Source organism: Paenibacillus alkaliterrae, from assembly GCF_021532375.1.
GTDB classification, from domain to species: domain Bacteria; phylum Bacillota; class Bacilli; order Paenibacillales; family Paenibacillaceae; genus Pristimantibacillus; species Pristimantibacillus alkaliterrae.
Window position 1 is genome coordinate 12,869 of record NZ_JAKGAP010000011.1, and the last position, 24,285, is coordinate 37,153.

Annotated in this window: 22 protein-coding genes and 1 riboswitch; of the genes, 15 read left to right on the forward strand and 7 right to left on the reverse strand. The window is 49.8% G+C overall.

Going from position 1 to position 24,285, the window contains the following annotated elements; genetic code table 11:
• Positions 1-8: 8 nt before the first annotated feature.
• A complete protein-coding gene (locus L1N85_RS06455; protein ID WP_235236237.1) occupies positions 9-2,660 on the reverse strand; it encodes an EAL domain-containing protein in 2,652 nt (883 codons plus the stop codon).
• Positions 2,661-2,746: 86 nt separating this feature from the next.
• Positions 2,747-2,837, reverse strand: a riboswitch (cyclic di-GMP riboswitch).
• A 309-nt stretch (positions 2,838-3,146) separates the two neighbouring features.
• Between L1N85_RS06455 and bioA the strand changes: the two genes are divergently transcribed.
• The 7 genes from bioA (at position 3,147) to rlmN (ending at position 10,245) form a co-directional block, all read left to right on the forward strand.
• The gene (gene bioA, locus L1N85_RS06460) at positions 3,147-4,505 is read left to right on the forward strand and encodes an adenosylmethionine--8-amino-7-oxononanoate transaminase (protein WP_235236239.1); all 1,359 of its coding nucleotides are present in this window, start codon (positions 3,147-3,149) and stop codon (positions 4,503-4,505) included.
• Complete coding sequence (bioD, locus tag L1N85_RS06465; RefSeq protein ID WP_235236241.1) at positions 4,502-5,260, forward strand: dethiobiotin synthase; 759 nt, start codon at positions 4,502-4,504, stop codon at positions 5,258-5,260. The genes bioA and bioD overlap by 4 nt, the downstream gene beginning before the upstream one ends.
• 2 nt (positions 5,261-5,262) lie before the next feature.
• Positions 5,263-6,261 carry a biotin synthase BioB gene (gene bioB / locus L1N85_RS06470; protein ID WP_235236243.1) on the forward strand — a complete coding sequence of 333 codons (999 nt, stop codon included), beginning with the start codon at positions 5,263-5,265 and terminating at the stop codon, positions 6,259-6,261.
• 16 nt (positions 6,262-6,277) lie between these two features.
• Positions 6,278-7,456, forward strand: a complete 1,179-nt coding sequence (bioF, locus tag L1N85_RS06475) for an 8-amino-7-oxononanoate synthase (RefSeq protein ID WP_235236522.1) — start codon at positions 6,278-6,280, stop codon at positions 7,454-7,456.
• Positions 7,453-8,244 carry an alpha/beta hydrolase gene (locus L1N85_RS06480; protein WP_235236245.1) on the forward strand — a complete coding sequence of 264 codons (792 nt, stop codon included), beginning with the start codon at positions 7,453-7,455 and terminating at the stop codon, positions 8,242-8,244. Before bioF ends, L1N85_RS06480 begins: the two co-directional genes overlap by 4 nt.
• Positions 8,207-9,088, forward strand: coding sequence for a malonyl-ACP O-methyltransferase BioC (gene bioC, locus L1N85_RS06485; protein ID WP_235236247.1), 882 nt, complete (start codon positions 8,207-8,209; stop codon positions 9,086-9,088). Before L1N85_RS06480 ends, bioC begins: the two co-directional genes overlap by 38 nt.
• A gap of 95 nt (positions 9,089-9,183) precedes the next feature.
• A complete protein-coding gene (gene rlmN, locus L1N85_RS06490; RefSeq protein ID WP_235236261.1) occupies positions 9,184-10,245 on the forward strand; it encodes a 23S rRNA (adenine(2503)-C(2))-methyltransferase RlmN in 1,062 nt (353 codons plus the stop codon).
• 248 nt (positions 10,246-10,493) lie between these two features.
• Here rlmN and L1N85_RS06495 read toward each other — a convergent pair whose 3' ends face one another.
• A complete protein-coding gene (locus L1N85_RS06495) occupies positions 10,494-10,955 on the reverse strand; it encodes a GNAT family N-acetyltransferase (RefSeq protein ID WP_235236263.1) in 462 nt (153 codons plus the stop codon).
• 311 nt (positions 10,956-11,266) lie between these two features.
• Positions 11,267-11,446: a GMC oxidoreductase gene (locus tag L1N85_RS06500; protein ID WP_235236266.1), complete on the reverse strand. Its 180-nt coding sequence runs from the start codon at positions 11,444-11,446 to the stop codon at positions 11,267-11,269.
• A 434-nt stretch (positions 11,447-11,880) separates the two neighbouring features.
• Here L1N85_RS06500 and L1N85_RS06505 point away from each other — a divergent pair, with 434 nt between their 5' ends.
• The 4 genes from L1N85_RS06505 (at position 11,881) to L1N85_RS06520 (ending at position 15,008) form a co-directional block, all read left to right on the forward strand.
• Positions 11,881-12,648: a ThuA domain-containing protein gene (locus L1N85_RS06505; RefSeq protein WP_235236268.1), complete on the forward strand. Its 768-nt coding sequence runs from the start codon at positions 11,881-11,883 to the stop codon at positions 12,646-12,648.
• A gap of 39 nt (positions 12,649-12,687) precedes the next feature.
• Positions 12,688-13,167: a transcription elongation factor GreA gene (greA, locus tag L1N85_RS06510; RefSeq protein WP_235236270.1), complete on the forward strand. Its 480-nt coding sequence runs from the start codon at positions 12,688-12,690 to the stop codon at positions 13,165-13,167.
• Positions 13,168-13,371: 204 nt separating this feature from the next.
• Positions 13,372-14,568, forward strand: a complete 1,197-nt coding sequence (locus L1N85_RS06515; RefSeq protein ID WP_235236272.1) for a ParM/StbA family protein — start codon at positions 13,372-13,374, stop codon at positions 14,566-14,568.
• A 44-nt stretch (positions 14,569-14,612) separates the two neighbouring features.
• Complete coding sequence (locus tag L1N85_RS06520) at positions 14,613-15,008, forward strand: hypothetical protein (protein WP_235236279.1); 396 nt, start codon at positions 14,613-14,615, stop codon at positions 15,006-15,008.
• Between the two features lie 323 nt (positions 15,009-15,331).
• Here L1N85_RS06520 and L1N85_RS06525 read toward each other — a convergent pair whose 3' ends face one another.
• Together L1N85_RS06525 and L1N85_RS06530 are read right to left on the reverse strand one after the other, a co-directional pair.
• Positions 15,332-16,513 (reverse strand): NAD(P)/FAD-dependent oxidoreductase, encoded by a 1,182-nt coding sequence (locus tag L1N85_RS06525; RefSeq protein ID WP_235236281.1) that lies wholly within the window; start codon positions 16,511-16,513, stop codon positions 15,332-15,334.
• Positions 16,514-16,548: 35 nt separating this feature from the next.
• Positions 16,549-16,989 (reverse strand): DUF1641 domain-containing protein, encoded by a 441-nt coding sequence (locus L1N85_RS06530; protein WP_235236283.1) that lies wholly within the window; start codon positions 16,987-16,989, stop codon positions 16,549-16,551.
• A 318-nt stretch (positions 16,990-17,307) separates the two neighbouring features.
• Between L1N85_RS06530 and L1N85_RS06535 the strand changes: the two genes are divergently transcribed.
• Together L1N85_RS06535 and L1N85_RS06540 are read left to right on the forward strand one after the other, a co-directional pair.
• Positions 17,308-17,646 carry an MGMT family protein gene (locus L1N85_RS06535; protein ID WP_235236285.1) on the forward strand — a complete coding sequence of 113 codons (339 nt, stop codon included), beginning with the start codon at positions 17,308-17,310 and terminating at the stop codon, positions 17,644-17,646.
• Between the two features lie 137 nt (positions 17,647-17,783).
• Complete coding sequence (locus L1N85_RS06540) at positions 17,784-18,242, forward strand: hypothetical protein (protein ID WP_235236287.1); 459 nt, start codon at positions 17,784-17,786, stop codon at positions 18,240-18,242.
• Positions 18,243-18,299: 57 nt separating this feature from the next.
• On the opposite strand, the gene L1N85_RS06545 is transcribed toward L1N85_RS06540, so the two are convergent.
• Positions 18,300-20,534, reverse strand: coding sequence for a GDYXXLXY domain-containing protein (locus tag L1N85_RS06545; protein ID WP_235236289.1), 2,235 nt, complete (start codon positions 20,532-20,534; stop codon positions 18,300-18,302).
• Positions 20,535-20,685: 151 nt separating this feature from the next.
• On the opposite strand from L1N85_RS06545, the gene L1N85_RS06550 reads away from it, so the two are divergent.
• Entirely contained in the window at positions 20,686-22,134 is a 1,449-nt protein-coding gene (locus L1N85_RS06550; protein WP_235236291.1) for a DEAD/DEAH box helicase, read from the forward strand.
• A 487-nt stretch (positions 22,135-22,621) separates the two neighbouring features.
• On the opposite strand, the gene L1N85_RS06555 is transcribed toward L1N85_RS06550, so the two are convergent.
• Complete coding sequence (locus L1N85_RS06555) at positions 22,622-22,918, reverse strand: class I SAM-dependent methyltransferase (protein ID WP_235236294.1); 297 nt, start codon at positions 22,916-22,918, stop codon at positions 22,622-22,624.
• 390 nt (positions 22,919-23,308) lie between these two features.
• On the opposite strand from L1N85_RS06555, the gene L1N85_RS06560 reads away from it, so the two are divergent.
• Positions 23,309-24,271, forward strand: coding sequence for an ABC transporter permease (locus L1N85_RS06560; RefSeq protein ID WP_235236296.1), 963 nt, complete (start codon positions 23,309-23,311; stop codon positions 24,269-24,271).
• The last annotated feature ends 14 nt before the right edge of the window (positions 24,272-24,285 follow it).

The window sequence follows — 24,285 nt, forward strand, 5'->3', positions numbered from 1 at the left end:
CCATTGGTTTATGTACGTTCTGTGGCTTCTTTTTGGCTTTGATTGCATTTCAAATATTTAAGCTTGTCCGTTTGAACCCAGCGGCTGTTTGGAGGAAGAGGGCTCTTGCGAAGCTGAACAGTCAATTCATTTAACAGTCGTGCAAGGGCGGATTGTTCGGGTTCGGTAATTTGAAATTCGAAGCCGTACTGAAATAGTTGATCCTCCAGCTCATGCTGCCAAACGATGAAGCCGTGAAAGGTCAGCATTTTACCAACAATTTCGGTTGCGAATTCAATAATGATCTCATGATTGACAGGAAGCTTTACGACGGACAGAAAACGTAAGCCGCCGAGCCCAATGTCCTCAATGATGACCTCGGTTTTACCTAATTCCAACCGTTTGTCTCTGATCTGAATAATGGTCATGTCCGAGCTTAGTCCAAACGGAAAGGGGACGCGAAAAAATTGACGCTGATTGTCGAAAAGACGCTCCCCTTCTTCCAGGGAGGAATGATAGTGCAGCGTGCCGCGTTTTAATAATTCCCCCATCTTGGCGGCAGGTACAGGCTTGCTGTACAAATAACCTTGCACTTGATCGCAATTCATTCTGCGCAGAATATGAAGCTGCTCTTCCTGCTCGACTCCTTCTGCGGCCACGAGAATATGGAGACTTTTGACCAATTGAATAATGCTTTTGATAATAAAATAGCTTTCGGAATCGACGCGCAGGTCCCGAATGAATGATTTATCGATTTTTATCGTATCCACCTTGAAATGCTTCAAATAAGAAAGGGAGGAGTACCCTGTTCCGAAATCGTCCAAGGAAATGGAAATGCCCATTTTTTGTAAATTCTGCATCGTTAAAATAGTGGATTGATCATTATCCATCAATATATTTTCGGTAATCTCAATTTCCAGCCAATGTGGGTTTATATCCGTTTCAGCTATGATTCTATTCATATGGTGAATAAAATCTTTGCGCATAAACTGATGGGCCGATATGTTGACGGATACGGAAACGGAAGGCAGTCCTTGCTCCTGCCATGCTTTATTTTGCCTGCATGCCGCTTCGATGACCCATTCTCCGATATAAATGATGAGTCCCGTTTCCTCGGCCAAAGGAATGAACTCATCCGGAGAAACTAGCCCCCACTCGGGATGGTTCCAGCGAATAAGCGCTTCCATGCCGACGATTCGGCCCGTATTCGCGTCTAGACGGGGCTGATAATATAATTCAAACTCGTCCCGCAGCAGCGCTCTCCGGAGATCCTTCTCCAGCAGGAATATTTTATAAGTCTGGATATTCATGGACGAGTGGTAAATCTGATAATTGTTTTTTCCTTGCTCTTTGGCGCGATAAAGCGCGGTATCCGCATACTTCATGAGCGATTGAGCATCTTCCCCGTCATTCGGGTATAAGCTGATACCGGCGCTTGTTGTCAGGTACAGCTCGTATTCGTCCACAATAAACATATGGTCGATGGACTTAATGATCTGCTTGGCTATATCTACGGCATCGTTTAGTGCAAGCACATAAGGAAGCAGCACGGCAAATTCATCTCCGCCCAGCCTGTACAGCGTCCCTTTTTCCTGCACGCATTCCGCCAATCTGTCCGCGATTTGCTTGAGCAGCCGGTCGCCGACCGAATGGCCTAACGAATCGTTAATGTATTTAAAGCGGTCCATGTCCAAATAGATGACGGCCAGCTTTTGCTGTCTGCCTCCTTCCACAGACAAGGCTTGGTGCAGTTCGTCTTTAAACGAGCTGCGGTTAGGAAGCTCCGTCAGCGGATCATGGTATGCCAAATATTGACTGAGCTGCTCCGCTTGCTTTCTTTCCGTAATATCGCGGCCAACGGTTACAAGCCCCTTGCGGCTGCCGTCCGAATTAAAAATAGGGACCTTAACCATATCGTAGACGCTTGTTTGCCCGTTCGGAGCGGTAATGCGGTCTTCATAGCGGGTTAACCTGCTGGATTCCCACACCTGTTCATCAGTGCTTGAGCATTTTGACAGGGATTCCGGACTAATGCTGTAATGCTCCGCTATTTCATCATCGTTTTTCCCTGCATAAGAGTCATCGTCAAGCTGGAATAAGGACAGGGCAAATGCGTTGGCCTTCAGCCATCGGCCCTCTCCATCCTTGAATTGAATGAAATCCGGTATGGCATTAATAAGCGTTTCGGTATAAGCGGGATCAGGCATAGGAGATGCGGAGGAGGCATGAACAGGTTCATTCTTGCCGGTCGGATGGTTATCTGATCCTGGTTCCGTCATGTCCAGCAGCGTACCGATAAAATGAGCAGGTTCCCCGTTTTGATCGTAGAACAAATCCCCAAGGGCGTGAACTGTCCGCACCGAATCGTCCGAAAGCAAAAGGCGATGGATGAGGTTGTATGGGATGCCCTTATTCATGGCCTCGCTCAGCCGCTCTTTAACGATGGCCTTGTCATCAGGGTGGATAAAGTCCTCTAATAATTCGGAAGAGTCAAGATGCTCACGGACAGAAATTCCGAATATTCGGCATATTTTACCGGATAAGACGACTTTATTCGTTTTTAGATCGATATCCCAGTTGCCTAACAAATCAGACGTTGCCTGTCCATTGCGCTGCTCGATGGAAGGCTGGAATGCCGGCTGTCCGCCTTTTGTTGAGCGAAATAATTGCAAAAATGACATGATTACATCTCCTGATATTTTTTATATATAAAAAAAAGCAACCCTGCCCGAAAGGAGAGTTGCTTGATTCACGAATATTCGTATGGATCAGCAACTGGCTGGCATCGTGTACCTGCATACACTTTAGCCCCTATAGCTTTGCGTCCTCATCTTTCAATGAGTTTGCCTTTATGAACTTATGTCATCAATTGAATAGGCAAAAATACCTAATCCATCTTTACAATACAAATAATAGTAGAAATATGTCGAAGAATCAAGTGTTATATTTCGCGACAGCGACTTTTGGATTATGAGAAAGCTAGGCAAAACGACCTCAAAACACTTGAATGGCAGGTCTATCCTCGTTCTTTATGCTTACCGCCTATTCTTGCCATTCCTATATTTACAGTAAGAGCCTTCTTCTGCTAGAATGGCTACAGTTAATTGTTAACCAACATTTTTTTAATGTGGTTAACATATCGAGGAAGCAACGGAGGGGGAATCTTCATGGCTACGCGTTCTGAACAACTGGCTGCCGCCGATCAGTCGTATGTATGGCATCCTTTTACGCAAATGAAAGACTATAACAGAGTCGACCCTCTCATCATCGAACGGGGCGAGGGAGTTATGCTTTATGACATTCATGGACGCGCTTATTATGACGGGTTCTCGTCGGTTTGGCTTAATGTGCATGGGCATCGGGTACCGGAGCTCAATCAGGCGATTACGGACCAGCTGGCGCTTGTCGCTCACTCGACATTGCTCGGGATGGCGAATGTGCCGGCTATTGAGCTTGCAGAGAAGCTTATCGAGATCGCCCCGAAAGGATTAAAGAAGGTGTTTTACTCCGATTCGGGCGCAACCGGCGTGGAGATTGCTTTGAAAATGGCTTTTCAATATTGGCATAACAAGGGAATGCGCGGCAAAACGTCGTTCGTCACCATGAATCAGGCCTATCACGGAGACACGATCGGGGCGGTCAGCGTAGGGGCGATTCCGCTCTATCATGAGGTATTCCGGCCTATGCTGTTCCCTTCACACGTCATCCCTTATCCGGATGCTTATCGTCAAGGAGGTCCGGAGGCTGCGGCAGAGGCTGCTCTATCCGGCTTGAGGCTGCTATTGGAGACGCGTGCGGAATCGATCGCCGCTCTTATCGTGGAACCGATCGTGCAAGGGGCGAGCGGCATTATGGTCATGCCGCATGGATGCCTGAGCGAAATGGCCGCTTTGTGCCGCAAGCACGACGTGCTGTTTATCGCCGACGAGGTAGCTACCGGCTTCGGAAGAACGGGCGCTATGTTCGCCTGCGATCTCGAGGAGGTAACGCCGGATTTGATGGTCGTTGGGAAGGGACTAACCGGCGGCTACCTGCCATTGGCGGCGACATTGGCGACGGACGAGGTGTACGGCGCCTTTTATGCCGATTACGAGGAGCGGAAAACGTTCTTTCACGGCCATTCCTATACCGGCAACCCGCTTGGCTGCGCCGTTGCTTTGCGGAGCTTGCAGCTGATGGAAGAGCGAAACCTCGTCGAAGGCGTGAAGGTAAAAGCAAATCTTGTCGAGCAGCGGCTTGGGCCGCTCGCCGATAGGCGCCACGTCGGCGATATTCGGCAAAAGGGATTGATGGTTGGCATTGAGCTCGTTCGCGATAAGGTATCCTGCGAGCCGTATGACTGGAAGGAGCGTATCGGCGTTCGCGTCTGTCTGCGGGCGAGAGAGCTTGGGATGCTGACGAGGCCGCTCGGCAACGTTGTCGTGTTTATCCCTCCTCTGTCGAGTACGGAGGCTGAGCTTGCTTCTATGGTCGATATTTTGAGCGAGGCCATCATTAGCGTTACCGAACAGGGGTGGGGGGCATGAGTGAGGAGACGTCGGCCCGCGTATTTCGCGGCCTCTTCGTCACCGGCACCGATACCGGCGTCGGAAAGACGGTCGTGACGGCGGCTCTTGCCGCAGCTCTTCGGGCCGAAGGGCAGCAGATCGGCGTCTGGAAGCCGGTGCAGACAGGCACGGCTCTCGGTGCCGGCGTGACGGATGCGGAGCGTCTGCTGCAGAGCACGGGAATTATGGAGAGGCCCGAGGACGTTGCGGCGTTTACTTTTCCAGAGCCGCTTACCCCTATGCTCGCCGCCAAGCGGGCAGGCGTATGCCTGACGCTCGACGGATTGATGGCGGCAGGACAAACGATCATGAACCGCTATGATGCCTTAATAGTCGAAGGAGCAGGCGGAGTCGCCGTTCCTCTAACCGATGACGCAATGATGGTGGATTTGATGGCTGAGCTGCTCATGCCGGCTCTTATCGTAGCCAAGTCCGGCCTCGGTACGATTAACCATACGCTATTGACCGTTGCGATGCTTCGGCACCGGGCTATACCGATTGCAGGAATCGTTATGAACGACGGAGAGCAGGCCGTATGGAAAACAGATCCGAGCGTCGCATGGAATGCGGAGCTGATCGAGCGCTTCAGCGGCGTGAAGGTGCTCGGCCGTTTTCCAAGCTTGCCTCGGTCGTCTCATACGCATATGGAGATACTCATTCAAACCGTTCGCGAGACGATCGATTTATCGCCTGTCAGACAGGCGCTTGCTGTTCAAAATAGGGGAGGTTGTTAAAGATGAACACGATAGCTGCTGAAAAGGATTGGCTGAAGCTGGCCCGGAAAGCGCTGAATGGGGAGCGTTTAACGTTAGAAGAAGGGATTGAGGTATTAGAAGCCGACAACGATGAGGTGCTGCCGCTGATGCAGGCTGCGTTTGCGGTACGGAAGCATTATTACGGAAAGAAAGTCAAGCTTAACATGATCATTAACGCGAAAAGCGGCCTGTGCCCGGAAGACTGCGGCTATTGCTCGCAATCGATCGTATCGACGGCGCCGGTCAAGAAATATACGCTGCTCGATAAAGAGACGCTGTTAGCCGGAGCGCGCGAAGCGATGGCCCGCAAAGCCGGAACCTATTGTATCGTAGCGGCCGGGAAGGGCCCGACGGACAAAGAGCTTAACCAGGTCGTCGAAGCGGTGCAAGAAATCCGCTCTACAATGCCGCTTAAAATATGCGCATGTCTTGGCCTATTGAAGGACGACCAAGCGATGAGGCTTGCCGAAGCCGGCGTACACCGCTATAACCACAACTTGAACACCAGCAAAGCGAACTATCCGGCGATTACGACGACTCATACCTACGATCAAAGAGTTGAAACGGTAGAGAAGGTCAAAACCTACGGCATGTCCCCTTGCTCCGGCGTCATTATCGGCATGGGCGAGACGAATCGGGAAATTGTCGAAATGGCCTGCGCTCTCCGGGAGCTGGACGCCGATTCAATACCGGTTAACTTTCTGAACGCGATTCCGGGAACGCCTCTGGAGGGTGCGGGCCGTACTCCGGCGATGAAAGCGCTGAAGGTGCTGGCTTTGTTTCGTCTCATCTGTCCCTCTAAGGAAATACGGGTGGCAGGCGGCCGCGAGGTCAATCTTCGGACGCTTCAGCCTTTGTCGCTGTACGCCGCGAATTCCGTCTTTGTAGGCGACTATTTGACGACGGAAGGCCAGGAGGCTGCAACCGATCATCAGATGATCGAGGATCTGGGCTTCGAAATTGAAATGTGCGCACTATAAGGGGTATGGACCAATGATGGACTGGATGGAAAAGGAACTTGCGGCATTGACCGGGGAAGGGCTGGAGCGCACCTTAACCTGGCATGCTCCGATTACGGATAACCCCGGGTATCTCTTGCGCGAAAACCGAATGCTTCTGGACTTATCTTCAAATGACTACCTGGGGCTAGCCGGGCATTCCGCAGTAGTTGAAGCCATGCGCCAAGCGCTGTTCGTTGAAGGAGCAGGATCCGGCGCCTCCCGGCTGGTGACCGGCAATAGGCGGCCCTACCGCGTATTGGAGGAGCAGCTTGCTGCCTGGCAGCAAAGCGAGGCGGCGCTTGTTTTTGGAAGCGGCTATATCGCGAATATAGGTGTCATTCAAGCGCTGGTTAGCCGGGATGACGTTGTTTTCAGCGACAAGCTTAACCATGCCAGCATCGTGGATGGTATTGCGCTCAGCCGGGCGGAGCATGCGAGGTATCGCCATAACGATATGGAGCATTTGCGCTCGTTGCTAAACAGGCATCGCGATAAACGGCGCAAGCTGATCGTGACGGACGCCGTCTTCTCCATGGACGGAGACTGCGCACCCTTGCAAGAGCTGGTTGCGCTGAAACGGGAGTATGGAGCGATGCTTATGGTAGACGAAGCCCACAGCGGCGGTCTGTACGGACCGCGCGGAGAGGGACTTTGCCATAAGCTTGGGCTGTCAAACGAGGTGGACATTCATATGGGTACATTCAGCAAGTCGTTCGGCGTGTACGGCGCCTATGTCTGCGGCAGCCATATACTAATTCAATGGCTTATCAACAGAGCCAGGCCGCTCATTTATTCGACGGCGCTGCCGCCTTCCGTTATAACCGGCATTTCGCAAGCGCTGGCTTTGGTCCAAGACGAGCATTGGCGCCGCGAGCGGCTTAGCGCAGCAAGCAGACGGTTTCGTTCGATGCTCGGCGAAGCCGGATTTGAAATCGGCAGGGGCGATTCGCCAATCATACCGATTATTGTCGGCGACAACGCTAAGGCTCTGCGGTTCAGCAGCGCTCTCGAGGAAGAAGGAATAGCGACTGTCGCTATTCGACCTCCTACGGTTCCGAGCGGCACAGCACGCATCCGCTTTTCCTTGTCGGCAGTCCATTCCGATGAGGATTTGAACCGTGCGGCCGCAGCCATTCGCAGAATCGCTATTGAATTAGGCGTGCTGCGGTCATGAAGAGGACGGATACAGTCGGCACAATACTGTGGTTCACCGGATGGAGCATGCCGCGTACGGTTTTCGGCAGCCTTCAGGTTTTGTTGCCGGATTATAAGCATGTTTCGTTTGAGTATGGAGAGGTCGAATCGGATGAAGAGCTGTTAGCGCTGGCGGAAGCACAGGCAAGAAGCATTAGGGAAGCTGCAATGGAGGGGGCGGCTCTATATAACGGTACATATAGACCGCTGTTAATTGGAGGCTGGTCGCTCGGAGGCTTGCTGGCATTGCACCTTGCCGTTAACGGATTGGCGGACGGCCTTATTTTGATGGGGGCTACAGCAAGGTTCATTCGCGAGAGAGAGGAAAGCGAACGGGGCTGGCCGGATGTTTATGTCCGGCAGATGATTTTGATGCTCGGAAAGGACCGGCAAGCCGTAGAGGAATCCTTCCGGCATAGACTGCTGACAGCAGAGGGATCGAAGAAAGAGCTCGTTGTGAAGCTCTCTCCTATCGGCAGCTGGTCTACGGCGGCGCTCATTGCGGGTCTCCAGCTGCTTCGAAGTACGGAGTACCTTTCCCGTCTGCCCGGCATTCATTGTCCGGTGCTGCTGATCCACGGAACCAAGGATACGATTTGCCCTTACGGGGCGGCAGAAGAAATGGCTGCCCTGCTGCCGCACGTCGAGCTGCTAACGATAGCGGAATGCGGGCATATGCCCTTTCATGGAAGAGAGGAAAGCATGGCGGCGGAAATAAGGAGATGGTGGCATGGATGCAAAAGCAAGCTCGATCAGCCGTCAATTTAATCGCAGTGCAGCGGGTTCTTACGATGTTCATGCGCGCGTGCAACTGGTCATGGCAGATAAGCTTGCCAGCTCTCTCCGCGGTCGGAACGGAGCGGCAGGCGCAGCGGAACCGGAGCTGCTTGAGATCGGCTGCGGCACCGGCATTTTGACCGAAATGCTGCTGCGGAATTGGCCCGGTTCTTCGATCACGGCACTTGATATTGCCCAGGCAATGATCGAAGCTGCTGAACGTCGTATCCGCTCTATTGGACAACCGCATGGCATTCGCTTCGTGCTTGCCGACGTGGAAGCCTGGGCGTTTGAAGCCCCGCAGTCCTCGTTCGATCTCATCGTCTCGAATGCTTGCTTTCAATGGCTGAGAAATCCGCACGATACGCTAATCGCCCTTAGGCGGCTACTTCGTCCGGGAGGAACGCTTGCATTCGCGACCTTCGGGCCGGATACGTTCCGCGAGCTGCACGAGTCCTTCGCGGAAGCCTACCATGCTAGCGGGAAGGAGCCCCAGCGGCATGGACTTTCCTTTCAGTCGGCAGCCGATTGGCAGACGATGCTAAGGGAAGCGGGCTTCTCCTCCACGAAATATGAGCGTTCCCTTGAAGTAGAAACGCATGCTTCCGTTAGGGATTTTTTGAATGCTGTCAAAGCGGTCGGAGCGAACGCTTCAGAAGCCGCACCGCGCGGACTGGGATCCCGACAGCTATTTACGAAGATGCTTAAGCGGTATGAGGAAAAATTCGGCATACCGGGCGGCATTGCCGCTTCTTACGATATTTTTTATATTCACGCAACGTCTCCGCTCGATCATGAGAAAAGCGCGACCCTGCCATGCATATCCAGAAGCTAATCTTGCGCCCGCTCCTTGTTTAAAGCATAAAAATCTGGGACAATAATAAACAGATTGATAGCTTTGAGCTTGAAGCTTTGGAAAGAGGGCATCGAATGAATATATCATCCATTTATGGATTAACATTAGAGCAATTGACGGCATGGCTTAACGAGCATGGGCATAAGAAGTCTCGGGCTGCGCAGGTGTGGGATTGGCTTTATCGGAAGCGGGTCACAGCATTTTCGGATATGGTTGATATAAATAAGGATTGTATACAATTATTATCGGATCATTTTGTTATTCAAACGTTACACGAGAACCTGAAGCAGGAATCGGCGGACGGAACGATTAAGTTTTTATTTCATTTACAGGATGGCAATTTGATTGAAACGGTATTAATGAGACATAAATTCGGCTTGTCCGTTTGTGTCACAACGCAAGTAGGCTGCAACATCGGGTGCAGCTTCTGTGCGAGCGGCCTGCTGGCGAAGAGCCGCGATTTGTCGAGCGGGGAAATCGTGGAGCAAATTATGAAGGTTCAGCTTCATCTGGACCAGGCGGGCAAGGATGAGCGAGTCAGCCATATCGTCGTGATGGGGATAGGCGAACCTTTTGATAATTTCGAGAACATGACAGACTTCATCAATGTGGTGAAGGATCATAAGGGGCTTGCGATCGGCGCAAGGCATATTACCGTTTCAACCAGCGGTCTGGCAGGCAAAATCGTCGAATTCGCGGACAGCGATCTGAACGTCAATCTCGCGGTTTCGCTGCATGCGCCTAATAACGAGCTCCGTACGCGGATTATGAAGATCAACCGTGCCATTCCAATCGAGAAATTAATGCAATCGATCGATTATTATTTGGAGAAGACGAATCGGAGAATTACGCTGGAATATATTTTGCTAAAGGATGTCAACGACCGAATGGAGCATGCGCTTGAGCTTGCTGACCTTGTCGGAGATCGGCGACAGCTCGTAAACGTGAATCTGATTCCGTATAATCCGGTGGATGAGCATAGCCAGTATCAGAGAAGCGAGCAGGAATCGATTCGCTTGTTCTATGATACGCTGAAGAAGCAGGGAGTGAGCTGCAGCGTACGTCTCGAGCACGGAACGGACATTGATGCGGCATGCGGACAGCTAAGAAGCAAACAAATGAAGAATGCTAACTGATTGGGCCTTTGGGCTAATTAGTAAATGACAAGGGACAACCGGAGGTTGTCCCTTGTCATTCGGCGCTTTATCCTGTATATAAATCCACTAATTTTGCTAGTGCGAGCTCCAATCGGTGCTCTATCCTGTATAAATCCACTAACTTCGCTCATGCGTCTTAGAATTTTCTAGGCGTTCTAAGGAGCTTTTAAACTGGCATGATTGTAATGTACGAGCAGCTTGGGCTTACAGCCTTTTCAAGGCATGCGCTAAGCCAGCATTTTCTCGAAAACAATAACGTCGAACCCGTCGACGACCGTGGGGCCTTTCTCCGCGTAGCCGTTTTTGATGAACATTTTGCGAGCGCCATGTTGGCTCGCCAGCGCGTCCAAATAAATATGCTTAAAGCCGAGCTCCACGGCGCGCTGCTCCAGCTTGGTCAGCATGAGCTGGCCATAGCCATTCTTCTGATAGCTCGGGTGTACGCGAAGTCTCTTGATCTCCGCTTTATGCTCATCAAGCCTCTTAAGACCGCCCATCGCAATGACATTATCCTGTTTCTCGGTAACGACCAAAAATTCCCCGCCGTTCTGCAGGTATTGTTCTTCTATGTGAAAAATATCGTGATAATGCTGATGCGTAGGTTCAACTCCGGCCTCTGAAATGACGAGAAGATGGACCCTCCACACATGATCATGGTCTACTGTGGAATATTGTCTAACGTTTATCATGAATATCTCTCCTTCGCAACTTCTATGTTATATAAACTAACACATAATCCCGAAAAATCAACCCTTTTTTTACAATAGTGTCATTTAAGCAAATTATCGATAGAAAATCATGCAAAACTATTGACTATTTGAGCGAAATCTATAAAATAAGAAGTATTCAAATTATTAAATGTTAAGTATTATAACATAAATTATACAGTCTTATGGACATTGTAGTCGATATGACGAAGGGCAATGGAGCCCTGCATCCGAGTATGCGCTTTTATACCTCTTCTTTGGTATAAGATCATAACGGGATGCAGGGCTCTTTGTTATTCGGAGGAGGAATGCACGATATAATCAGCTGTACGAATGGCTATCGCGGCAGCCGTAAGGGATGGAGTGGTGGCGCCAATGAAAGGCAGGACGCTGTTGCCCGCGACGTAAAGGCCGGATATGCCGTGAATCTGGCCATAACGATTGGTTACGGAGACAGCCGGGTCATCGCCCATGCGGCATGTTCCGAATTCATGGAAATCGGCTCCCGGAGGCAGCAGGCAGAGATCCGGCTGTCCGTTTCGACCGGTTAAAGGAATGCCGGCGGCTTGGGCGATTCGAGTGATGCCCTCCTTCAGCTGTTCGATGACCGCGTGGTCCCGTGCTGACGGATCCCGTAAGCTCGGTTTGCCGGTCCAGAATATGAGGATTTGCGCTAAGAAGCTCAGTTAAATGGATCTAATATTGTTTGTCTATAGCTTCGATGGTATCGTCTTTGCCGGTGACAAGAACCCTCAAGCTGCGCACTTCCGATCCTCTATATTTATGTGCAATTAAACCCGTCTAATGACAAGGCTCCCCAGGCTTTGTCTTAACGGCACATGGTCACCATTAAGGACTGGGCACATATTATAGAAGTGACACGGATAGTACGGAGGAGATTACAACTATGATAAAAGCGTTTATTGGCAGTAACGAGTATCGTGAAACAAGGGCGATTCGCTTGACAATCTGGAATGAATATATAGACGAGAAGGAAATTGCGGAGTCAGCTGCCATTTATCCTCGAGGCATGCATGTTGCGCTTGCCGCGGGCTTGGCGCCTTATGGTTTCCGAATTCACACGGCAACCTTTGAGGAGCCGCAGCATGGGCTGACCGAGCAGGTCCTCAATCATACGGATGTGCTCATCTGGTGGGGGCATGCGGCGCATGATCAGGTCAGTGATGAGGTTGTTGAGCGCGTTTATCAGAGGGTGCTGAACGGCATGGGGCTCATTGTCCTGCACTCTGGGCATTTCTCCAAGCTGTTTCGCAAACTGATGGGGACGACTTGCGAATTGAAGTGGCGGGTAGCGAAGGAGAAACAGCTCTTATGGATCGTGAATCCCGCTCACCCCATTACGGCGGGGGTTGGGTCATACATCGAGCTGGAGGAGGAAGAGATGTACGGTGAATTTTTTGATATTCCCGTGCCGGATGAGCTTATCTTCGTAGGCTGGTTTCAAGGCGGTGAGGTCTTCCGCAGCGGCTGTGCCTTTTATCGCAGACTGGGGAAGATCTTTTACTTCCAGCCTGGTCACGAGACGTATCCTACTTTTTATAATCCGCAAATTTTGCGCGTTATCGCTAATGCGGTGCAATGGGCTGCATCAGCGCATGGGGCAGCGCCCGTATTCGGATATTCTCCGCCGATTTCGCATATTGACGAAAATTAGGTTAAAATAGAGCAAAGAGAGCAAATGGGAGCTGTTAACATGTCAAAAGATGAAGTTATTTTAACCAAAGAAGGCTTGGCTCAATTAGAGGCGGAGCTGGACGAACTGAAATATGTGAAGCGCAAGGAGCTGGCCGCCCGGATCAAACTGGCGATCAGCTATGGCGATTTGAAGGAAAACAGCGAGTACCATTCGGCCAAGGAAGACCAGGCTTTTATGGAAACCAGAATTCTCATTCTCGATAAAATGTTGAAAAAAGCCCGGGTCGTCGATGCGAAGAGCCTCGACCTGTCAAAGGCCGGTATTGGGTCGGTCGTCGTACTGAATGATATTGAATTTGCCGAGAAAATCGAGTACAAAATTGTAGGTACGGAAGAGGCAGATGTCAATGAAAATAAAATATCCTATGAGAGTCCTCTCGGCAAGGAGCTCATCGGAAAATCAGTCGGCGACATTATTCACGTTAATGCGCCGGTTGGCGTCATCCAATACGAGCTGCTTGAAATAAGAGCGGTATAGGCGTTAGAACGAATAAGAAAGACATCATTCCTTTGCGAAGCAAGGATCGGATGTCTTTTTTTGTTTGCTCATCGTACGTTAATGCAAATGATGTCATTGTTTGATGAGAAAATATTAACCTCCTCTGGGACCGTAGAGGGATGCGCGCTAACACTTCGTGTGGCAAAGTAATACCTATACGCAAGAACAAGGAGGAAGATATTTATGAACTTTCATTTCTTTGTAGGTAACGACAACGGAAACAGCGAGCACGACCTCATTATTGACGGCAGGCTCATTCAGCAGCCCAATGTCAATTGCACGGTGGACGAGCTCCCTTGGAGCGAAGAGCAATCGCCGGAAAGCTTTATCAAAAATTTGCAGGATCAACTGGTCGTCACGATTGATTCGCCGGCTGCCAGACCGGGCATGTACTATGTCGGCAAGTTTGCTCTGGAAAGCGGCGAAATTCTCGATAATTTGCAAATCGGAATCGATCTGAAGAGCGATATGGACCTGCCGGTCATCAACACGCTTGCCCAAATTGCGGCGATTGCCGTACAGAAGGCTTATGAAGAAGAGAAACAAATTCCGGAGCAAATTGACGTTGAAGTAGACATGGCGACGGCTCTGCCGGTTACGCAGCATACGGATGAGACCTCGGCGAAGTTCGAGAAACGTTTTACCTCCGGCTCGCATCATGTAACGGTTCATCTGGGCATTCAACGTGTCGGGGTGAAGATCGTTATTCCATTCGCGAAGGTGGTGCCGGAAGCGACGCCCGTCATTTTTACCCTGCAGAAGGATGGCGAGGGGAACTGGCGCGAGGGCGATATTTTCGAGGAGTTTCTGAAGGAATACGGCATTGAGAAAAAGTTCAACGGCAGTTATTTCAAAGACAAACGAATTCTTCATGTGGATATCGGGGACGGCTCGACCGAGTATCCGATTACGGAGGGCAACAAATTTTTGCGTCAATTTGTCCACGGCAGCCATCATGGCGCCGGTTATGCGATCGAGGAAGCATTGGACGAATTTAATCGTTTGATCCATTTGCCTAATAGCCCGCGTCAATTTTTCAGCGATGTCATCAAAAATCCGAAGCATAAATATCATGCTCGCGCGCTTAAGACGCTGAGAAGGCCGCTGGAAAGCCAAGTAAGACAAATCGTGCAGAACGTGAAGAGACAGCTTACGAAGGCGCGTAATGAAATCGATCTGATCTGCGTATATGGGGGAGGAAGCATTCTTATGCGTTCCATCCTCTATTCCGAAATCAAGGAGCTGTGCGCCGAACGCGAAATGCAGCTGCTGTATATCCCGGCTGACTATGCGGTGCAAATGAATGCCATGGGACTGGACGCTTTTGTACGGGGCAAGATTTACGAGGCTTTGAAGAATAAGGCCGCACAGCCTGTATAAATGGCAAGCATGCGCAAACTATGGGATTTCGGTAGGTGACTTGAGTGAAGAAGACGAAACAGCCAGGTGAAAACATTAGTTTAAAAACGAAAAAAACGGAAGATCCATTGGTGATGCAGTGGCTCAATGCCCAATCGAATCTCATGGATTCCCTTCGTTATTTAATCGAGAAAGAGATTTTTCAGAATGGTGTCCGCAATTTGCAGGCTTTCGTTCCCGTAGAAAGGAACGTCTTGCAAGGAGGCGCGGGTTCTGCGCTGCCGCAGGAAATCCCGTTTGCCGGACCTTCCTCAGGCCAGCGGGAAATGGCTGCAGCCGTGGAGGAAAACAAGGAGAATATGGCGGAGCCTGGGTTTGAGTCTATGCATGAGCCTAAGCAAGAGCCTGTATCCGAGCCGGAAGAAGAAATTGACGATGAGGACATCGATGCTTGGAGCTGATAATAGAAACATCTCACGCGAGTTATATTTAGTATTACCTAATATGACTAGATGACACTAAATAGTACTAAATAATATCCGGTATTATTTAGACACACTAAGTGAGATGGAGTGATGTCGAACAACACATCAAAATTCGGAATACCGCTAATCCCAAACAAGGGGGTGGCGGTATTTATTTTTCATCAGAAGTTACTGTTGCATTAAACATAATCGTATGTGATTAAGGGAGCACAAGAATATGGTTGATCAAGCTCTAGAAAGGCCACTAGAAAAAAAAGAGGAGGGCAGTCTGCAGTCTGTTCTCCTCTTTTCCATATAGCTTAGTATGCAAGCGCGAATAGACCGTGAATATGCGACAGGTAACGAACGTTGCTCGCTTCCTTCATAAGCGTCGCAGGCAGGCCCTTCAGCTGTGTAGCGTTGCCGCCGATTGTGCCGACCGCGTCTTTGCGGCCGAGACTTCCGAGCGTACCGGAGAATACCGGCACAAACTTATCCATCGCGCCGCCCTTGATTTGAGCCGCCAGGTTGCAGCCGACTGTTTCACCCATTTGCCAAGCAAGCTGAGCCGTTGGAGGGTATGGACGATCGCCGCCCTCCGGGAATACGACTGCGCAATCGCCGGCTAGGAATACATCCGGATGCGAAGTCGATTGCAGAGTGGAAGTAACGGTAGAACGGCCGCGGTCTTCAGCAAGGCCGCTGCTGCCGACAACCGGGTTGCCTTTAACGCCGCCTGTCCAAATAATCGTGCTGGACTCGATTGTGCGTCCGTCTTTCAGGGAAACGGAATTTTTCGTCGCTTCCGTAATGGCAACGCCAGTAATAAAGTTTACGCCGCGTTTCTCAAGGCTTGCTACTGCGCGCTCAATCAGATTTTTAGGGAAGATTGGCAGAACGGCAGGTCCTGCTTCAACGCAATATAGCGCCACATCATTGAAGTCGATACCTTTGCTGCGGCAAACCTCAGGCAATTTATCGGCGAATTCGCCGACAAGCTCGACGCCGGTCAAACCTCCGCCGCCGACAACGATCGTTGCGTCAGCTTTGTTGCCCGATTTTTTGTAAGCGTCCAGCCGACTTTCGACATGCGCGCGAATTTTGTTGGCATCCGCAACGGATTTTAGGACCAGGCTGTTCTCTTCCAGGCCCGGGATCCCGAAGTAGTTCGTTTCACTGCCAAGAGCTACGACCAGAGAATCATACTTCTGTATTTGGCCGCCAGCCAAAACGACTTGCTTATCGTTCGGCTTAATTTCTTTAACCGAGTCAACGATGATATTGATCTTTTTATCGCCGAGAAGCTTGTTAAGCGGAAGCGAAACGGCTCCTTCTGAAATCGTGCCGCCTGCAAGCCGGTGCAGCTCAGTAATGATTTGGTGGGTAGGGAAACGGTTCACGATTGTGATTGCCGCTTCAGCTGGCGTTAGGTGCTTGCGTGCCGTCATAGCGGTAAGAACGCCGCCATATCCGCCGCCCAGAATTAAAATTTGCTTCGACATGTTTATCCTCCATTCGTTCTATGGGTGTTCCGTTATTATGCTTTTTCGTTTTTCCGTTCAGCTAACACATTCAGGAACGCTTGCGCGAAACGGAGCGTTTTTTGAACTTCCGGATCCTTCAGCATTTTCAGCATGGCGAACAGGCCAACCGTTGAACCAGCAGCCTCTTGCGAGCGCTCGCCTGCTTCTATTGCAGCTGTAGCGATGCCTTTTGCTTTCTCCTGAACCGGCTTGACGAATTCACCGATACCTTGGGCGAAATCGTTGATAAGTACTTTATCCGTTGCGATGTTTTGAGCAAAATCGTAAGCCTTCGTCATAAGCGTGACCATCTCGGCCAACTTCGGCAAATTGTCCACCAGCACAGTCAAGGACTGTTGAACCTCTGGCTTCATTAGTTGATCAAGAATGTCCAGCGTTTGTTTTTGCTCGGCAATGCTCACCGCTACTTCTTGCTCGGCAGATAGTTGTGACATAAGAGAATGTCCCCCTTTACGTAAATTTAAAAGTAAGTTATGGTCTCAATCGTGTCAGCCGCTAAAGATTCAGCTAAACCCCAAGAGATTGTTACACTTTTCACATAGTTTTCCGTTAAGACGTTCGATCAGATGCGACAGACTACTTGTGACTGTAGCGGGGGCTAAGAGCATTAGCGAAAATGACAAAAACGGATCTAAACCCATTGTTTCTATTCTACATCGTTTGGTGCAAAATGAAATAAGAAATTTATACATTTCGAAAAAATAATGATCGGAGATTTATTGTATACTCGGAAATAGAAAGCAGGTGACCTTATGCAGCCATTTACAAAGCGAGTAATTGAGATTATAAAAGCAATTCCTGAGGGCAATGTAATGACCTACGGGCAAATCGCGGCACAGGCGGGAAGCCCGAGAGGTGCGAGACAGGTGGTTCGGATTCTTCACTCGCTAAGCGCTGTACATAGCCTGCCCTGGCATCGGGTCGTTAATGCAAAAGGCGAAATCGCGTTGCAAGAGGAGGAAGCCCGCTTTATGCAGTCGTTCTATTTGAACAATGAGGGCGTCGAAACGGATGAAGCCGGGCGCGTGAATTTAGAGCGGTACCGCTATATCGATACAGAGCAAGCATCCGATCCGGACGCATTGCAATAGGCCTTGCTCTTTCTCTTAGATGGTGCTTTATACGCGCGCTTGCGAGTTTTGTTATAAAATTCTCATAAAGCCTAAATTGAATCCCCTTATCCGAACATTTATTATAGTATAAACCATATGGAAAGGAGAACATGATGATGACCAATGAACTTATAGCAGGCAATATTCGCAATTTCACGGTTTCAACGGAAATCTTTTTCAAACCTAACTTGGATATTTATTCGCAGATGATTTATATCGTACTCAGCTCAAGCACCGCTGATTCCGCTTCACTAACGATTAACGAGGTCGCAAGCAAAGGCCGGATGACAACGAAGCAAGCGATCAAAGCGATGCAGGCTCTCGTCGACGAGCATCTCATTCCACATAAATTGTTCCGCAAAATGATCGGGGAATTCCAGGATGACCGGTTGTCATGGGCGGCCAAAGGGTTGCTCACCTACTGCAAGGAGCATAGGAATATTACGATTGCCGAACTGCTCCAGCTGTCCGACCAGTCCGGGGAGAACGAGCAAAGCATCCGCAAGGCGCTTGTCGAGCTGGACCGCAACGGATATTTGGAGGACTACCCGGAGCTTAGCAAAATCGCGAATTAATCAGGCTAAAAAGATCGGGACCGGTGTTGCTCGTTTGAGGCACCGGTCCCGATTTGCTTATTGAATGCTCAATCGCTCGAGCAGCGCATCTCCGTTTTTACCTACTTTGACATAGGCGAAGCGGGCGTTTTGTTCGGTCTCTGTGCCGGTGCCCTCCGGTACGAAGTAGGTTTCTATGCCGTAGTAAATGCTTGACCAGCCGCTTACGGTTCCATTTATAAGGATCTCCTGAACGGCCAGCTTGTCGCCGTTCTTATACAAGCGATCGAAAACATACACGCCGGAAGCGTCCGGACGAAGCACCACCTTGACGCGGCTTAGGCCCGGGCGCGACTCGAGTTCAGTCATAACCGCAGCCGGAGGCGTAGAGATACTATAATTAAGCGTGACATAGTCGCCCTGCAGGAGCGATCTTGGATCCAGCGGCTCAATCTGCAGCTTGACCTGGGCTCCATTTGCCAATAAGGATTCGCTTGCTGCCGTATGGTAACCGATATAGCTCAGCTGAAGCGCAATGACGATTGCGATCCAGAGTGAGCTTTTTCGCATATATGGCTGAAACCCTGCTGCTTCGGCTGGCTCGCCCGCCCGTGCCCGATAGGCGTAAATATAGGTTGCTGCAATAAAGACAGTGCCTAGGAGAGCAAGCGTGATCGATTTATGCATGAGCGTCCACAGCAGATCGTAGTACTTGAAAGCGATATAAACGAACCAGAACGTGAAGCTTACTGCGGCTTCTAAAGCTTGGCTGCGGCGGACGAATACGAAAGTCATTCCCGTAACGACGATGAAGTTGATGATGTTGAACCATGTATTCGAATGCGGAAAAATATCGTCCATAAAAGTAAGCCATAATAAGAACAGCAGAGTAAAGAACAGTCCGCCCTCCCGCACATGCTGCCGCAAAGAGCCTTCACGCAGCAGGAGGCGGCCGGCATAGATGACAGCGTTCAGCGTCGCAAGAATTAACACAATAAACGCAGCGGCATGCTGCACCGATTGGAAAAGCTGGAACAAAATAATTGCGATATTGCCGTTAATAAGCGTATAAATGAATAGTTGCTGAGCACGTCCGTCTAACCGAAACCATCCTCCGACAGTCAGAAGAAGGAACATAACCGATAAGGCCGTCATGTCGATCCAGACGATGGACACCATTCCAGCCGCATAGCCGATCATCAGCACCGTATACCGAATAGCCGGATTCAGGCGCGGCAGCAGGATAGCGGGAATGACGAACAACAGAGACACGGCATAAAGCGTATGCTGAGGCTCGATTTCTCCCGAGGCCATAAATACGAGGCCGATTAAGGAGATGCTGCCGATGAGGACGCCAATTACCGTCACGATGGTCGATGCGATTTTGCTGACGACCACGCTCTTCTTCTCCTCGGATTGCAAATCCGCAGCATTTTCTTCCGTAGAGGACGGGTTATTGCCGAGCTTGTTTAAATAACGGAAGAAAAACACATTGCCGGTAAGCAATAGAGCGACGAACACAAGCCCCAGAATGAAGAAAGTTGTAGACGCATGCTCCGACATGAGCTCGATAAATCGGATGACCGCAAAAGCGGAGGCGGCCAGCGCATTTAGGGTCAGCATGATTTTGTCCAAACGTACACGGATAAAATAATAAAATCCAATAAGAATGGCGGCACTGCTTGCGATATTCATTGTTGCGTCATATACGTTATTCTGAAACGTTGTCGATAAGATTAGCAACGAGACATGGAATAGAACAAAGCTTGCTGTCTTGACCGGCGCTGACCGCAGCCAGTTGTTCTCCGCAACAAGGAACAGAATCAGATTAATCGCAGCGAATAAACCGCCAATCCATAGAAGCCGCTCCTCGCTGTGCATGAAAGATAAGGAGGAAGGAAAGAAGTATTGCCACAAGGTCAAATGAATGAGAGCATACGTTAATAGATAAAACGGGTTGTAGCGCGTTATTATAGCAAACAGCAGCGCAGGAATGGACCAGACGAGGAACAGCTCGTACGTATCGGCATGGGAATTATAAATTTGATTGAGCAGTGCGACCGAAGCGCCGAATGAAATACAGCCGCCGACGAGAAAAATGGCGGATAGAAACGAATGATGCCCGAGCATAAATTTCATCTTGGAAAATAGGAAGGATACGCCGTAAAACAGGACGATCATGCCTGCGGAGGCGAGAATTTTATCGGCACGGCCGAGACCGTTCCAATTGGCTGCGAAAAAATAAATGATGGCTGCAAGCAGCAGGGAAACGCCCATTAGAAATCCGACTCGCGTGACGTTTAAACGGACCATTGCATTCACTTGCCTTTCTTGTTGGTATGTCTTGTATTATAATAGCCCGTTAGGAGTGCAACTAGTACTCACTTTATGTAGTACCGCTAGCCGCGAAGCCTTTTCGGGTATAATGGAGGATGTACGAATATGAAACGGAAGAGGTTTATCGATGAGCGAGAAGCAATTTAACCAATATGGATTAAGTGAGGAAATAGAAAGAGCGCTGGAAAGCTTGGGCTACGAGAATCCGACCGAGGTGCAAAGCGAGGTGATTCCCGTGGCGCTCGAGAAGCGGGATCTCGTCGTCAAATCGCAAACGGGCAGCGGCAAGACGGCCGCGTATGGCATTCCGTTATGCGAGCTTGTCGACTGGAACGAGAATAAGCCGCAGGCATTAATTTTGACGCCGACAAGAGAGCTTGCTGTCCAGGTCAATGAGGACATTACGAATATCGGGCGCTTTAAACGGATTAAAGCGACGGCCGTGTTCGGAAAGTCCCCCTTCCATATGCAGAAGGCCGAGCTGAAGCAGCGTACCCATATGGTGGTGGGAACGCCGGGCCGCGTGCTGGATCATATCGAGCGGGGAACGCTCGCTCTGGAGCGCATCAAATATGTCGTGATCGATGAAGCGGACGAAATGCTGAACATGGGCTTTATCGAGCAGGTGCAGGCCATTATGAAGGAGCTGCCGGTCGATCGTGTAACGATGCTGTTCTCGGCTACATTTCCGCAGGATGTGGCGAAGCTGGCAGATCAATATTTGGACTTGCCCGTCCATATTGCGATGAAAGCAGCCGGATTAACGACAGCTGCGATCGAGCATGCGCTCATTGAAGTGAAGGAATCGGATAAGCTGAGCTTGCTGCAAAATGTACTGACCGTCGAAAATCCGGACAGCTGCATTATTTTTTGCCGGACGCAGGAAAATGTCGATTATGTATTCAGAGAGCTGGCGGAGCTCGATTATCCTTGCGATCGGATACATGGCGGGATGGAGCAATATGAGCGCTTCGAGGTGATGAATGCTTTTCGGAGAGGCCAATTCCGCTATTTAATCGCAACCGATGTAGCGGCCAGGGGCATTGACATTACCAATATTACGCATGTTATTAATTATGACATCCCGCTGGAGAAGGAAAGCTACGTGCATCGCACGGGGCGAACGGGCCGGGCAGGGCAATCGGGCAAAGCGATTACCTTCGTGACTTCCAAGGATAGCAGGCGGTTATCCGATATTGAAGGTTATATCGGTTTTGCGATTCCGCGCGTTACGGCTCCGTCTGAAGCGGCTGTCGAGGCGGGGAGGGAGCCGTTTGAACGGAAGCTGCAAATCGGGCCGATCCTAAAGAAAGATAAGCGGGAGCAGCTTAATAAGCAGATTATGAAGCTTAACTTCAATGGCGGGAAGAAGAAGAAGTTCCGTGCGGTCGACTTTGTAGGGACGATTGCCAAATTAGAAGGGGTAACGGCGGACGATATTGGCATCATTACGATACTCGATCATGTCACGGACGTCGAAATATTGAATGGCAAAGGGTCGCTGGTACTCGAACTGATGAAGAATACGACGGTCAAGGGCAAGCTGTTAAAGGTGCGTAGAGGGAATAAGTCCTAATGGCCGACAGGCTGACTGTACCAAGAGCGCCGCCTGCTTCCTAATGAAAGCAGGCGGTTTCTTGTAAATAAAGCTATATAAGTTGAACTAATCAATCTCGCGAGTTCACGGCTGCTCCGGCAGCACGAACTGGAATAACTCCAGCTGTCTCAGACACACTCTATTAAAGCAACCACCACTCACCCAAATTAGTCTAGAAAATAGATCTAATCCGATCAAACTAACCCATTCAGCCAACTTTGGTCTAGAAACTAGCTTTAATACGTCGCACCATCCGCTATTCGCCCTCAAAAGCTCACTTACTCGCTGATGGAGTAAGTTTAGCGGGATCTTTTCCAGTTAGATTCGTCATTCATCTCGCAGGAGCGAAGCTATTTTGTCAACATGCTTAATAGGACCTGAAAAACTATGCTAACATTAGTTCAACTTATATAGCCTATTAGAGAGTTGCCGCTGCTTGCAAAAGAGGAGATAATCGCTCACGCGTTTACAGCTGCAGCCACCATACGCCCGCGCACTCGGGCAGCTGCACAAGCTTCCGGCTGGCTACGCGGTCTGCGAGCTCATCGCTGAAGAAGAAGCGGGTAAGCTGCTCCGCCTGGAGCGTGTTGTCGAATTGGTAATCCGTACGAATCCATTTATGAGAGAAGCCGTACTCTTGAACCAGCTCGTCGTAGTAAGGCTTTAGAAACTCGGGCGGATTTGGCGTTTCATAGCCGGTACCCATCGTCTCGAAAATAATAATCATGCCTCCCGGCCGCAGTACGCGCATCATTTCGTCCATGACATCCCTAATGTTTTGCTTCCAGTTAGGGATATTTGCGCTGCCTACATAACAAATGCTTCAAGGCGGAAACGCATACATGTTATTTTTGCTTTCTCAATACGAACCTTGGGTAATGGGCTGATTCGCCTAGTCTTGGGCGATAGGTCATATTTGCAAAAGGGTTCATTCAGCTGATTTGAATCAAAAACGACATATTGTCCATATGTTGATTTCACCTGGCAATACGAACGAAAACACGGCCTGTAAGCGGTTTCCGCGACCCTCCAAAATGACATATTTACGGTTGATGCGTTTATTGGCTAAGCTTTGTGTAAGCGTTAGCAATCACCGGTTCCGGCATAGAACGCATAACGAAAGAAACTAACTTCATGAGGAGGGGGTGACACTATGCAGGAAACGAAAAGAATCTTAACGGGCAGCGCGCTGCCGGGATTGGCGAAGGGCAATAACAAAGCGTGGAAGAGAGTTCTGCAAAATTGGGAACTATATCTATTTATAGCACCTGCATTTTTCTACTTTCTAATTTTCCATTACGGTCCGATGTACGGCATACAAATCGCGTTCAAAAACTTTATCCCTACCAAAGGCATCTTCGGAAGCCCTTGGGCCGGCTTCGACCATTTTATCCGTTTCTTTAATTCTTATTACTTTTGGGACTTGCTATGGAACACGCTTAGTATTAGCTTGTATGAATTGGCAATCGGATTTCCGCTTCCCATCATTCTGGCGCTGGCCTTTAATGAGGTGAAAAACGGCTTCTTCAAACGGACGGTTCAGACCGTAACGTATGCGCCTCACTTTATATCTGTCGTTGTTATGGCTGGTATGATCATTACGTTCTTGTCTCCCTCAACGGGGATCATCACGCACTTCCTGGAATGGCTTGGATTTAACGCACCGCAATTTCTGACGGATCCGAGCTGGTTCAAGACGATGTATGTGTTCTCGGGTGTGTGGCAGGGCGCCGGCTGGGGTACTATTATTTATTTGGCAGCGTTGTCCGGCGTTGATCCGCAGCAGCATGAGGCGGCGATTATCGATGGAGCATCACGGTTTCAACGCGTTCGCCACATCAACATTCCGACGATTGTCCCGACGATGACCATTCTGTTGATACTGAATATGGGGAGTCTGCTTGGAGTGGGATTTGAAAAAATTTTATTGCTGCAAAATCCATTGAACATGGAAGCATCGGACGTCATTTCGACTTTCGTATATCGTTCGGGGCTTGTAGATGCCCAATACAGCTTCTCGACGGCGGTCGGCTTATTCAATTCGGTCGTTAACGCGATCCTGTTAATTGTAGTGAACCAGATTGTACGCCGCACCAATGAGAACAGTTTGTGGTAGAAGAAGGGGGTGAG